The 13,328-nt window shown below is 61.0% G+C and carries 9 protein-coding genes; 1 reads left to right on the top strand and 8 read right to left on the bottom strand.

The genetic code is table 11. From position 1 onward, the window contains the following. Window positions 1-6 precede the first annotated feature (6 nt). The 8 genes from lpdA to XH80_RS25270 form a co-directional block, all read right to left on the bottom strand. Window positions 7-1,749: a dihydrolipoyl dehydrogenase gene (lpdA, locus tag XH80_RS25305; protein ID WP_271600892.1), complete on the bottom strand. Its 1,743-nt coding sequence runs from the start codon at window positions 1,747-1,749 to the stop codon at window positions 7-9. Between the two features lie 16 nt (window positions 1,750-1,765). Continuing rightward, window positions 1,766-3,316: a dihydrolipoyllysine-residue acetyltransferase gene (locus XH80_RS25300; RefSeq protein WP_271601048.1), complete on the bottom strand. Its 1,551-nt coding sequence runs from the start codon at window positions 3,314-3,316 to the stop codon at window positions 1,766-1,768. Between the two features lie 23 nt (window positions 3,317-3,339). Continuing rightward, window positions 3,340-6,027 carry a pyruvate dehydrogenase (acetyl-transferring), homodimeric type gene (aceE, locus tag XH80_RS25295; RefSeq protein WP_271600891.1) on the bottom strand — a complete coding sequence of 896 codons (2,688 nt, stop codon included), beginning with the start codon at window positions 6,025-6,027 and terminating at the stop codon, window positions 3,340-3,342. 315 nt (window positions 6,028-6,342) lie between these two features. Then, window positions 6,343-8,229, bottom strand: a complete 1,887-nt coding sequence (locus XH80_RS25290) for a TRAP transporter large permease (RefSeq protein ID WP_271600890.1) — start codon at window positions 8,227-8,229, stop codon at window positions 6,343-6,345. Further along, window positions 8,226-9,251, bottom strand: coding sequence for a TRAP transporter substrate-binding protein (locus XH80_RS25285; protein ID WP_271600889.1), 1,026 nt, complete (start codon window positions 9,249-9,251; stop codon window positions 8,226-8,228). The genes XH80_RS25290 and XH80_RS25285 overlap by 4 nt, the downstream gene beginning before the upstream one ends. A 166-nt stretch (window positions 9,252-9,417) precedes the next feature. Continuing rightward, a complete protein-coding gene (locus tag XH80_RS25280) occupies window positions 9,418-10,434 on the bottom strand; it encodes a transketolase family protein (RefSeq protein ID WP_271600888.1) in 1,017 nt (338 codons plus the stop codon). Then, window positions 10,431-11,282: a transketolase gene (locus tag XH80_RS25275; RefSeq protein ID WP_271600887.1), complete on the bottom strand. Its 852-nt coding sequence runs from the start codon at window positions 11,280-11,282 to the stop codon at window positions 10,431-10,433. The genes XH80_RS25280 and XH80_RS25275 overlap by 4 nt, the downstream gene beginning before the upstream one ends. A 23-nt stretch (window positions 11,283-11,305) precedes the next feature. Further along, entirely contained in the window at window positions 11,306-12,067 is a 762-nt protein-coding gene (locus XH80_RS25270; RefSeq protein WP_271600886.1) for an SDR family NAD(P)-dependent oxidoreductase, read from the bottom strand. A gap of 138 nt (window positions 12,068-12,205) precedes the next feature. On the opposite strand from XH80_RS25270, the gene XH80_RS25265 reads away from it, so the two are divergent. Then, window positions 12,206-13,081, top strand: a complete 876-nt coding sequence (locus tag XH80_RS25265) for a LysR substrate-binding domain-containing protein (protein WP_271600885.1) — start codon at window positions 12,206-12,208, stop codon at window positions 13,079-13,081. Window positions 13,082-13,328 lie beyond the last annotated feature (247 nt).

The raw sequence follows: 13,328 nt of genomic DNA, 5'->3' as shown, positions 1-13,328 counted from the left end.
GCTTCGCTATCTCTTCTTCTGCGGCGGCAAATCGGTGCAGTGGCCTTCGAAGAGCTCGGCCGCCATGCCAATGGACTCGCACAATGTCGGATGCGGATGGATCGTCTTGCCGATATCGGCGGGTTCGCACCCCATCTCGATCGCCAGGCAGATTTCGCCAATGAGGTCGCCGGCATGGGCACCCACGATCCCGCCGCCGATGATCCGGTGCGTGGTCTCGTCAAAGATCAGCTTGGTGAAGCCCTCATCGCGACCATTGGCGATGGCGCGGCCAGACGCGGCCCAGGGAAACACAGCCTTGCCGATCTTGATGCCTTCGTCCTTGCATTGCTCTTCCGTCTTGCCGGCCCAGGCGATCTCCGGATCGGTGTAGGCTACAGACGGGATCTGGCGTGCGTCGAAAAAGGACTTCTCACCTTTTGCCACCTCGGCTGCGACATGGCCTTCGTGCACGGCCTTGTGCGCCAGCATCGGCTGCCGGACAATGTCGCCGATGGCGAAAATATGAGAGACATTGCTCCGCATCTGCTTGTCCACCTGTATGAAACCGCGCGCGTCGACGGCAACGCCCGCCTTCTCCGCTCCGATCTTCTTTCCATTCGGAGAGCGACCAACCGCGACAAGCACGAGATCGTAGAGTTGCGGGGTAGCAGGCGCCTTCACGCCCTCGAAAGAGACCTCGATGCCCGCCTTTGTCGCCGTTGCGCCGACGGTCTTCGTCTGCAGCATCACATTGTCGAAGCGCTGCTCGTTCTTCTTCTGCCAGACCTTGACGAGATCGCGATCCGCGCCCGGCATCAGCCCAGGCAGCATCTCGACGACGTCGATGCGTGCGCCCAGCGTCGAGTAGACGGTCGCCATTTCCAGCCCGATGATGCCGCCGCCGACGACCAGCATGCGCTTCGGGATCGAGCGAAGCAGCAACGCGCCGGTCGAGTCGACGATGCGCGGATCTTCCGGCAGGAAAGGCAGCCTCACCGCCTGCGAACCCGCCGCGACGATCGCCTTGCCGAAGCTGACCGTCTTCTTACCGGCCGCCGTCGTCACTTTGACATGATGCGGATCGAGAAACGAACCTGTGCCGGTGACGACCTCGACCTTGCGCGCTCTGGCCATGCCGGCGAGGCCGCCCGTCAGTTTGGCGATCACCCCGTCCTTGAAGGCCCTCAGCTTGTCGAGGTCGATCTGCGGCGGCCCGAAAGTCACCCCATGCGCGGCGAGATGGGGGATCTCGTCCATCGCAAAGGCTGTGTGCAGCAGGGCCTTGCTCGGAATGCAGCCGACATTGAGGCATACGCCGCCGAGCGTGGCATAGCGTTCAACGAGCACGGTTTTCATGCCGAGGTCGGCTGCGCGGAAGGCAGCCGAGTAACCCCCAGGCCCCGCGCCGAGCACGAGCATGTCACAGTCGATATCCGCCTTGCCGCCGTGGCTCGCGCCCGCAGGTCTGGGCGCAGGAGCAGCCGGAGCCTCCTCGCCCTTCGCCGCTACGCGCTTTGTCGCGGTAGCTTCGGCCTCGAGCGTGAGGATCACGGATCCCTCGCTCACCTTATCGCCCACCTTGACCCGGATCTCGCTGATGACACCGGCATGCGATGACGGAATCTCCATCGAGGCCTTGTCGGATTCGACCATGATGAGGCCGGTATCCACCGCAATGGCCTCGCCGGGCTTCACCATCACTTCGATCACCGCGACATCCTTGAAGTCGCCGATGTCGGGAACTGTTACTTCGATCTGGTTCGCCATCATGATGCCCCGACCATCAGAACAGTACTCGCCGCATATCGGCGAGCAGCTTGGCGAAATAGACATTGAACCGAGCGGCGGCGGCTCCGTCGATGACGCGATGATCCCAGGAGAGCGACAACGGTAGCGTCAGGCGCCAATTTGCCGTCTTGCCGTCGGGCGAATGCTGCTTCCAAAAGCTCCTGCACACGCCCATGATCGCGACTTCGGGCGCATTGATGATCGGGGTGAAGTAGATGCCGCCGATCCCGCCGAGCGAGGAGATGGAGAACGTTCCTCCCTGCATGTGCTCCGACCTGATCTTGCCGTCCCTCGCCAGTTTTGCGAGTTCGTTCATCTCCTTGGCAATCTCGGGGATCGTTTTCTTGTCAGCGTCGCTGATCACCGGGACCATCAGTCCGTTGGGGGTGTCGGCGGCAAAACCGATATGCCAGTAATTCTTGTAGACCAGCGTGTCGCCGTCGAGGCTGGCATTGAACTCCGGGAATGTCTTCAGGCTCGCGACCGCCGCCTTCACCATGAACGGCAGAAGTGACAGCTTGACGCCGCTCTTCTCCAGCTCCTTGTTCATCTGGACGCGGAACTGTTCGAGGTCGGTGATGTCGGCCTCGTCGTGGGTCGTCACATGCGGAATGACGACCCAGTTGCGATGAAGGTTGGCCGCGGAGATTTTTTTTATGCGGCCCATCTCCTTGCGCTCGACCGGCCCGAATTTCGCGAAATCGACCTTTGGCCAGGGCAGAAGGTCGATGCCGCCGGCAGCACCGTCCACCCTCGCCGCGGCGGGGAGCGCTCCGCCTTTGATGTAAGCCTCGACATCTTCACGCAGAATGCGGCCGTGATTGCCCGTCCCTTTCAGTTTTCCGAGATCGACGCCTTTTTCGCGCGCAAGCTTGCGAACAGCGGGGCTTGCATAGGCGAGTGCAAAGCTCTCTTCGTCAAAAGCACCGGCCACCGCCGCTTCCACGGCGGCGGCCGGCGAGACAGCAGGCGACCTGGGAGGACCGTCGGCCTGCATGGCAGATCCCGCCGTTCCCAGCGAGAGAATGATCGCGCCCTCACAGACCTTGTCACCGACCTTGACCTTGATCTCGCGCACCGTTCCCGAGAGCGGCGCGGGCACTTCCATCGTCGCTTTGTCCGACTCAAGTGCGATCAGCGGATCTTCGGCTTTCACACTGTCGCCGGGCTTCACGAAGATTTCGATGACGGGCACGTCCTTGAAGTCGCCGATGTCGGGGACGCGCACGTCAGCGACACCAGCCGGCGCGCTGACCGACGATGGCGGCGCGCTGACGACCGGGCGTGCCTCGGCCTGCTCCGCGCCGGCGCTCTCGAACTGCACAATCACGGCCCCTTCGCTCACCTTATCGCCGACTTTGACGATGACCGACTTCACGCGGCCATCCCGCGGCGCGGGCACCTCCATGGTCGCCTTGTCGGACTCCAGCGCGACCAGCGGATCTTCGGCCTTCACTTTGTCGCCCGGCTTGACGAACACCTCGATCACCGGGACCTCCTTGAAGTCGCCGATATCGGGAACCCTGATGTCGATCACGCCGCTCATCGCTCTGCCCTCGGCTCCCTGCATCACACGGTCCAAGGCGCGGGACGCCCGCCGTCGATCTGATATTTGCCGATGGCTTCGGCGACGACAGCAGGCTTTATTGCTCCCTCGTCGGCGAGTGCCTTGAGGGCTGCGACCGCCACGTAATGCCGGTCCACCTCAAAAAATCGCCGGAGTTTCACGCGATAGTCGCTGCGGCCGAAGCCATCCGTGCCGAGCACGACGTATCTGCGTCCGGCCGCCTGCACATATTCCCGGATCTGGTCGGGGTAGTTGCGCATGTAGTCGGTGGATGCCACGACCGGCCCCGGATGACCCTCGAGTTGGGCTTCGACCCAGCTTTTGCGACGAGGCTCCGTCGGGTGCAGCAGATTCCAGCGCTCGGCCGCCATGCCATCGCGACGCAGTTCGTTGAAGCTGGTCGCGCTCCACACGTCGGCAGTCACGCCGAAATCCGCCTCGAGCAGGTCCGCTGCGGCCATGACTTCGCGCAGGATCGTGCCCGAGCCGACCAACTGGACGCGAAGACCGTTCTTCGCGGTCTCGCCGCCGCTCTTCAGGAGATAAAGCCCCTTGAGAATACCCGCTTTCGTCGCCGCTCCTGCCGCCGCCTCACCCATCCCCGGATGGGCGTAGTTCTCGTTCATCAAGGTGACGTAATAGTAGACGTCCTCCTGGTCCTGATACATGCGCCGCAGGCCGTCGCGCATGATCGTCACGACTTCATAGGCAAAGGTGGGATCGTAGGAGACGCAATTCGGGATCGTGCCGGCCATAACGTGGCTGTGGCCATCCTCGTGCTGCAGTCCCTCGCCGTTGAGCGTGGTGCGGCCCGCAGTGCCACCGAGCAGGAAGCCGCGGGCGCGCATGTCACCGGCAAGCCAGGCCAGATCGCCGACGCGCTGAAGCCCGAACATCGAATAGAAGATGTAGAACGGGATCATCGGCACGTTGTTCGTGGAGTAGGACGTCGCGGCGACGATCCAGCTCGACATCGCGCCGCCCTCGTTGATGCCCTCCTGCAGCACCTGACCGTGCTTGTCCTCACGGTAATACATCAGCTGGTCGGCGTCCTGCGGCCGATAGAGCTGTCCGACCGACGAATAGATGCCGAGCTGCCGGAACATGCCTTCCATGCCGAAGGTGCGGGATTCATCCGGCACGATCGGCACGATGCGCTTGCCGATGGCCTTGTCGCGCACGAGACTGCCCAGAAATTGTACGAACGCCATGGTCGTGGAGATCTCGCGTTCGCCGGTGTTCTCCAACAGCCGCTGGAACGAAGACAGCGGCGGGATCTCGAGCGACTGCGATTTGCGACGCCGCTGCGGCAGAGAGCCACCGAGTCGAGCGCGCTGCGCTCGCAGGTACTGCATTTCAGGGCTGTCTTCCGGCAGCTTGATGAACGGGACATTTTCCAGATCCTCGTCTGAAACTGGAATCTCGAACCGTTCGCGAAAACCCCGCAGGGCGCTCAGGGTCATTTTCTTGGCTTGATGGGCGATCATCTGCCCTTCGCCGGACTCGCCCATCCCGTAGCCCTTGACGGTCTTCGGCAAAATCAGCGTCGGCTGGCCCTTGTGGTTCACCGCGGCGGTGTAGGCAGCAAAGATCTTGTCCGGGTCATGCCCACCGCGTGTCAGCTTCCAGATGTCGTCGTCGCTCATATCGGCGACGAGTTGCTTCAGCTTGTCATATTTGCCGAAGAAATGCTCGCGTACATAGGCGCCGCTCTTGCTCTTGAAATCCTGGTACTCGCCGTCGACACACTCTTCCATGCGTTTGAGCAAGAGGCCGCTCTTGTCCTTTTCGAGGAGGCGGTCCCAACCCGAGCCCCACAGGACCTTGATGACGTTCCATCCCGCGCCGCGGAATACGCTTTCGAGCTCCTGGACGATCTTGCCGTTCCCACGCACGGGACCGTCGAGGCGCTGCAGGTTGCAGTTGATGACGAAAATCAGGTTGTCGAGCTTTTCTCGACCGGCCAGCGAAATGGCGCCGAGCGACTCCGGCTCGTCCATCTCTCCGTCACCCATGAAGGCCCAGACCTTGCGGTTTGAGGTTGCGGCGAACTCCCGGCTTTCGAGATACTTCAGGAAGCGCGCCTGATAGATCGCTATCAGCGGACCAAGACCCATCGAGACCGTCGGAAACTGCCAGAAGTCCGGCATCAGCCAAGGGTGCGGATAGCTCGACAAACCTTTGCCTTGCGTCTCCTGCCGATAGTTGAGCAATTGCTCCTCGGTCAGACGTCCTTCGAGAAAAGCGCGGGCATAGATGCCCGGCGAGGAATGACCCTGCACGAAAATGAGGTCGCCTCCATGACTGTCCGTCGGCGCGTGCCAGAAATGACCAAAGCCGATGTCGTAGAGCGTAGCCGCCGATTGAAAGCTGGCGATATGGCCCCCAAGCTCCGAGCTGTGCTTGTTGGCCCGCAGGATCATGGCCAGGGCGTTCCAGCGGACGATCGAGCGCAACCTGTGCTCAGTCGCACGGTCGGCCGGCAACGGCGGTTGCTCGCTGGCAGGTATGGTGTTGCAATAAGAGGTCGTGAGGGACTGCGGTACATAGAGCCGGTCACGCCGTGCTGCGTCCACAACAGCATTCACCACGAAGTTGGCACGGTCCGCACCGCGGTTGGCTCTGAGCGCCTCGAGCGAATCCAGCCACTCCTGCGTTTCCAGCGAATCCGTGTCGGTCTGCTCACCCATGGCGCCCCTTCCTGGTATTCGTCGCGTCCGCTTCCGTCGTTCATCTCGATCTACCGACCGACCGATAGAGCGACCGGGCTGGCCCCATTTGAAATCGCGCCGCTATTGCTGAAATCCAAGCTCCCGGATGCAGACCAGCGTTGAGCTGGTTTTGGTCAGCAACGAAAGCCAGCGCGCCTCTTACCGCCGCGGTCATCCAGGGTGACCGCGAACCACAACTTAACTAGCCAAAGGCCACCACGACATGTCACCCATCTTTGTGGACATTCTCCGAAGCTCCCAGCGTTGAGACAGACCGCAATCCATGTGCTCTGTTCAAAGGAATCCTATCGAAATCCACGGTATGGCTGCGACGATGATGGTTCCGATCAAGAGCGCGATCATATAGCCAACGATCGGCTTCATTCCCTCATCTGGGTTGATGCGGCTGATGGCACAGGCGGCATAGTAGCCGACGCCAAATGGCGGCGCGAAGAGGCCGATACCCATGGCGAGAACCACCACCATTGCGTAGTGCACGTCATGAACCCCAACCTGGCGCGCGATTGGGAATAGCAGTGGTCCGAAGAGCACAATCGCCGGAATGCCCTCCAAGACGCTTCCCAAGACAACGAACGCGATGATCGTCACAGCCAGAAACATCGGCACCCCGCCGGGGAGCGAGGTCATGAACTTGGCCAGCGAGGCTGAGAAGCCCGACTGGGTGAGAGCCCAAGCCATTCCAGTTGCGGCGCCGATAATAAGAAGAATTGCGCCCGAAAGAGACGCCGTCTCCACCAGCATCGGATAGATCCGCTGCCAGGGGAATTGCCGATAGATTACGAGGCCCGCAAAGACAGAGTAGACAATTCCGATCGTGGACACCTCGGTCGCGGTTGCGATACCCTCGACGACCGCAGTGCGGATCACGAATGGCAGTGCAATGGCAGGAAGCGCGATGATAAAGCTGCGGCCAATCTCCCGCTTGGTTGCGCGCTGGACATGCGACAGATCCTCCTGCCGATATCGCCACCAGACCACCGCAGCCAGCATGATGGCCAGGACGACACCCGGAAGGAGCCCGCCCGTGAACAGGGCCGAAATCGATACGCCCGTTACGGAGCCAATCGTGATCAGGACCAAGGAGGGCGGAATTGTCTCGGTCTGCGCCCCTGTCGCGGAAAGGAGTGCGACGAGATCGCCGGGCTTGGCTCCCCGCTGCTTCATTTCCGGGAACAGAACCGGGGCAACCGCGGCCATATCGGCGGCCTTCGAACCCGATATGCCCGAGACAAGATACATCGCGCCGACGAGAACATAATGCAGGCCACCGCGGACGTGCCCCAACAGGCTTGCCAGGAAGCCCACCATCGCCCGCGCCATCCCGGTCATCTCTATCAATAGCCCGAGAAACACGAATAGGGGCACAGCCAAAAGAATCAAATGGCTCATGCCTTCGTCCATGCGCCCAATGATCACGACGTCGGGTGTGCTGGTCGTCAACGTCAGATAGCCGACGGTTGCCAAACCGAAAGCAAAAGCAATTGGCACCGCCGCAAACACCATGGCGCCCACGACGAAGACGAAGAAGATCAGCAGGTTCAGATTGCCGAGAGGCTTCAACGCAGGCGCCAGCAGCGCAAATACAGTGATGATAACTGCGACCAATACCAAGGCCGTCAGCATGCTCCGCAAGCTCGCGATACGAATGAGACGGAGGACCGCCGCGACCAGCATCAGCCCGATACCAACGGGCAAGGCTGCGGCACGCCAGCTATTCACGATACCAAGCGCCGGCGTGGTAACGAACACCTCGTCGGCGGCGAACTCGTAAGCCGGCTGGATGACCAGCAGAAGGAAGGCCATTGAAGCCGCTGCTGCAACGACATCCAGAAAGGCGCGGGTATCCGCCCTGAGCATGCCGATTATCGCGGTCATCCGCATGTGCTCGCCGCGCTGGAAGGCGATCACCGATCCCAGCATGGCGAGCCACAGGAAGAGGATTCCGGCGAGTTCGTCAGACCAGATGATGGGAGAATGAAACACGTATCTGCCGATGATACCGGCTGACAGCACGGCGATCTCGGCGAGCACCAAAAGTGCCGCCGGAATCGCGACCACATGACCGAGCACCTTGTTGGCGTTTGCCGCCCATAGGCGCGCGCCGCTTTGAGATGCGCCCAATTCGGCGTCAATATTCGACGCGTGGTTCACGGCGCTCATGATAGTTGCCCGGCGGCTTTCTCGAGCTGCGCCCAGGCTTCCTCTCCGAACTTCGCCTTCCAATCGGCGTAGAAGCTGGTCTTTGACAGGGCCTGGCGGAAAGCGGCCCGATCGACGTCGATGAATTTGAGACCTTTAGCCGAGAGGTCCGTCCGAAGTGACTGACTGAGTTTCGCGATGTCGGCTCGCTGATCGGCCGCCGAACGGTCGAACTCCCGTGCGACGATCTCCTGCAGGTCTTTCGGCAGCCGCTCGAGCGCGCGCTTGTTCCCCAAGATCCAATAGCCGTCCCAGACGTGACCGGTGAGACTGCAAGAGGTCTGCACCTCGTAAAGTCGGGTTGTCGCAATGATCGGCAAGGGGTTTTCCTGCCCGTCGACGACCTTGGTTTGCAGGGCGGAGTAGAGTTCGTTGAAGTTGATCGGCGCAGGGCCGGCCTCCAATGCCTTGAACACGGAGGTGAGAATCGGTGCGGGCGGGACGCGGATCTTGAACCCCTTGAGATCGTCCGGTGTCTTGATCTCACGCACCGACGATGTGACGTGACGAAAGCCGTTGTCCCAGATCTTGCCGACCGTCACGATCGGAGTTTTCGCGACCTGCGCACGAATGTAGGTTCCGAGATCTCCATCCATCGCTTTCCAGACGGAATCATAGTCTTGAAATGCGAACCCCGTGTTCACAATACCCGCGACCGGCACGAAGTTGGCGAGAATGGACGAGGACTGATTGAAGAACTCGACTCCCCCGTTGCGCACCTGGGTCAAGAGATCGCTATCGGACCCGAGTTGGTTTGCGGGAAACAGCTTGATGTCGAGCCGCCCGCTTGTCGCCTCGCGGATGCGATCGATCGCCTCCTGCGCCCTGACGTTGACCGGATGAGCAGGGTCCTGGCCCGTGGCCAGCTTATAATTAAACTCCGCCGCGGATGCCCGACCACCAAGAATGCCGCATAGAGGGACCGCGGTGGCTCCGACGATCAACTTCCGGCGACTAATCCCGACCTGCTTGCGGTTCGTCATTGTTTCCTCCTTGAAATCGGGGCCAATTCAGGCTGGTTTCGCGGTGCGGCGATTCAGGCCTTTGACCACTCATTGGGCCGTTTTCCGCCGACAAGGCGTCAGCGATCCTTCTCGCGAAAAAGTTGCGAGCGATAGGTGCGCATAGATCTGAGTGACGGCTAAGCCTTCACCGACCCAGCCATTCCTTGATTTTTCTCGTCACCTCTGTGGTCGAGATGCCGTACCGGTCGTGCAAGGTCGGTAGCGCTCCGGCGGCCAGGAATTCATCAGGCAGTGCGATCTGATGGAAGGCCGGATGAACGCCGGAGCGCATCAGTAAAGCAGCGACCGCTTCACCGAGACCGCCGATTACCGTGTGGTTCTCGGCGACGACGACAAGCCGACCGGCTTTCCCGGCTTCCCGAACAATTCTTTCTTCGTCGAGCGGCTTGATCGTGGGAACATGCAGCACGGCAGCAGCGACGCGATCCTTCTCGAGCTCCTTCGCCGCCTCGAGCGCCCGCATCGTCATGATGCCCGACGAGATGATCAGGACATCCGAGCCGTCGCGGATCATCGCGGCTTTGCCCAGAATGAACTTGTGATCGTATTCGTCGAGCACCAAGGGCACGTTGCCACGAAGCAGCCGCATGTAGACTGGTCCCTGGTGCTGAGCGATCGCAGGAACGAGTTGCTCTGTCTCGTGCGCATCGCAGGGATCGATCACTGTCATGTTTGGCATGGCCCGGAACAGGGCCAGGTCTTCCGCCGCCTGATGACTTGGACCGTAGCCCGAGGTCAGACCGGGCAATGCACAGGCGATCTTCACGTTACGATCTTCTTCCGCGATCGTCTGATGAATGAAATCGTAAGCCCGCCGGGAGGCGAACACGGCGTAGGTCGTCGCGAACGGCATAAATCCCTCCGCGGCCATGCCTGAGGCCGCGCCGAACAGGAGCTGCTCGGCCATGCCCATCTGATAGTAGCGTTCGGGAAACGCCTTCGCGAAGATGTGCAGATCAGTGTACTTACCCAGATCGGCCGTCATACCGACCACGTCGGGCCGGCTTTGGGCCAGTGCGACGAGCGCGTGTCCAAACGGCGCCGATTTTGTCTTTTGCCCTTCGGCCGCGATCGAGGCAATCATTGCCGAAGTGGTCAGGCGCGGCTTACCCGGTGCCGGCGGCGGTGTGGCGGGCTTCATGACTGCCTCCCGGCTTCAAGTGATGCGAGTGCGAGCTGCCACTCGTGCTGCTCAACACGGATGAAGTGGTTTTTCTCGCGTTGCTCCAGGAACGGAACGCCCTTGCCCATCAGCGTGTCGGCGACGATCATGCGGGGCTTTGGTTCAGTGTGAGCTTTGGCGGCATCGAAAGCACTCACGACTGCGTCGAGATCGTTGCCATCAACGCGCTGGACGAACCAGCCGAAAGCCTCCAGCTTGTCAACCAAGGGCTCGAAAGCCATCACTTGAGTTGAGGGGCCGTCAGCCTGCTGATTGTTGACATCAATGATACCGATGATGTTATCGAGCTTGTGGTGGCCTGCGGACATGATTGCTTCCCAAACGGAGCCTTCATCGAGCTCACCATCGGAGAACAGCGTGTACACTCGGGAGCTGGAGCTCTTGCGCTTTAGTCCAAGACCCATCCCGACCGCTATCCCAAGACCAAGCCCGAGAGATCCACCCGACATTTCCATTCCTGGCGTGTAGGAAGCCATGCCCGACATAGGCAGACGGCTTTCGTCAAAGCCGTAACTCTCGAGCTCCGCCTCGGGGACAATTCCGGCCTCAATTAGCGCCGCGTAGAGCGCGATCGCATAATGGCCGTTGGAGAGGAGGAAGCGATCGCGCTCCTCCCATGAAGGATCTTCCGGTCGGTAGCGCATGGCATGGAAGTAGGCCACCGCCAGCACATCTGAGATATCCAGCGCCTGCGCGATATAGCCCTGTCCCTGAACCTCGCCCATGCGAAGCGCGTTGCGGCGAATATTGTAGGCGCGTTGCGCCAGCGTCGGCGCATTCACAAGCGGCTTCGCAACGGTTTCCATGACGATCTCCCTGCTATAGCCGCTCAATGGATGAGCATTCCGCCATTGACGTCGATGACTGCCCCCGTGACGTAAGCCGACAAGTCGGAGGCAAGGAACGTATAGATGCCGGCCACGTCGGCGGCCTCGCCGAGACGCCCGAGCGGAATGCCTTCCAGTATTTTCGCCTTCATTTCGTCGGTGAGCTTGCCCGCCGTGATGTCTGTCCCGATCAATCCTGGCGTGACGCAGTTGACGCGAATGCCATCGGGGCCGAGCTCGCGCGCCATCGCCTTGGCGAGCCCGAGCACGCCCGCCTTCGCCGCCGAGTAGTGCGGACCGCCGAAGATGCCGCCCCCGCGTTGAGCGGAAACGGAAGACATGCACGCGATTGATCCGGACCTGCGCCGACGCATATGCGGGACGACCGCCTGCGACAAGAACAGTACGCCCTTCAGATTGACGTCCTGAATACGGTCCCAATCGCTTGACGTGATCTCAAGCAGCTTCACCGGCTGGGAAATGCCAGCATTGTTGATCAATATGTCGATATGGCCAAAGGCGCTCGCTGCCTCGTCGACGGCCTTGGCACAGGACTCTCGATCGGCGACGTTGCACGCAAGACCGAGATGCGTTCCACCGGAAATGGGCCCAAGGCTTTTTGCAGCCGCTTCGGCCGCCGCGCCATCGATATCCAGAATCGCGACCCGGGCGCCCTCGGAGACAAAGCGCCGAGCTGTCGCGAGACCGATACCGCGCGGCGAAGCCGCACCCGAAATAATCGCCGTCTTGCCGCTCAGCAGCATTCATCCCTCCCTATGTTTTGGCTACACGATGCACCGCTGGTCGCCGCCAGCTTTGTTGACTCTCTCTCTACGTCTTCGACATGCCCTTTTACAAATGCGCAGTTGTCACCAATTGCTGAATCTGTTTCACTCAAGCCCATGCTGTCGAACATTCCGATATCGGCAATTCGGATCTTTGAGGCTGCCGCGAGAACCGGGTCGTTCCGCGATGCAGCGAATGAACTTCGCCTGACATCCAGCGCGGTCAGCCACGCAATTACGAAGCTGGAAAGGACGCTTTGCACCACCCTGTTCGAGCGAAGTACGCGCGCCGTTCGACTGACGCCTGCTGGCGAGAATCTGATGCGGCACGCGGGTACGGCGTTCGATGAGCTACGGCGCGGTCTCGAGGAGGTGTCAGCCCGCGGACCACAGCTTGTACGGGTTCATTCTGCGCCCAGCTTTGCCGCTCAATGGCTCGCGCCGCGGCTCTCCCGCTTCCTTGCCGCTCAACCAAAGCTCGATGTGCGCCTCGCCGCGAGCACGGACTACGCGCGGTTCAACAATGATGACTACGACATCGACATCGTTTACGGCGAACCGCGCGCCGAAGGGGTTGAAATCACCCCGCTCAAGGAAGAGACGGTCGTTCCCCTCTGCTCGCCAGCAGTGGCGTCCGCAATTCACAAGCCGGCAGATCTGCTCCACCAGTCGCTGATCCGGTCGGACGTCAAACGCGTTCAATGGCACCAATGGTTCGGTGCCAACGGCATCGAGTCACCCGCGCTTCACCGGATGCGCTTCGATCGGAGCTTTCTCGCGATCGCAGCTGCTGTAGAGGGGCTTGGTGTCGCGCTGGAATCGACACTCCTCGCGGAGCGCGAATTGGCAGCCGGTCGGCTCGTTGCGCCGCTCGCGGGACGATCAACTGACGTTCGGTATATCGGCCATAGCCTTGTTTATCCGCGTGCTAGCCGACGACGCGCAGCGGTGCGAGCATTCGCCGAGTGGCTTACTTCTGAATTGGATTATTGAAAAGAATGAGGTTGAGAGCCCCGAGCAAACGGGCCTCGGTGAGTTAGGCGGACAACTGCAACGCTATGGGCACGTGGCGCTGTGCCTTTGAGCGAGCCGGGCCAGCGCCTCACTGATCCAGTCGCGAGCAATCACATTCGAAGGTCCATGGCGATCGCCGCCCGCGCATCTTAGAGCGCCCGCTCGATCGGTCGCGGTGGTATGCCTAATCTCCCCTGATCGTGAGGGCCGCCACCGCGAGCTTGTT

The organism is Bradyrhizobium sp. CCBAU 45384, from assembly GCF_028128665.1.
Lineage (GTDB): Bacteria > Pseudomonadota > Alphaproteobacteria > Rhizobiales > Xanthobacteraceae > Bradyrhizobium > Bradyrhizobium manausense.
The sequence above is the reverse complement of the archived record's forward strand: the minus strand, read 5'-3'. Positions and strand labels throughout refer to the sequence as shown.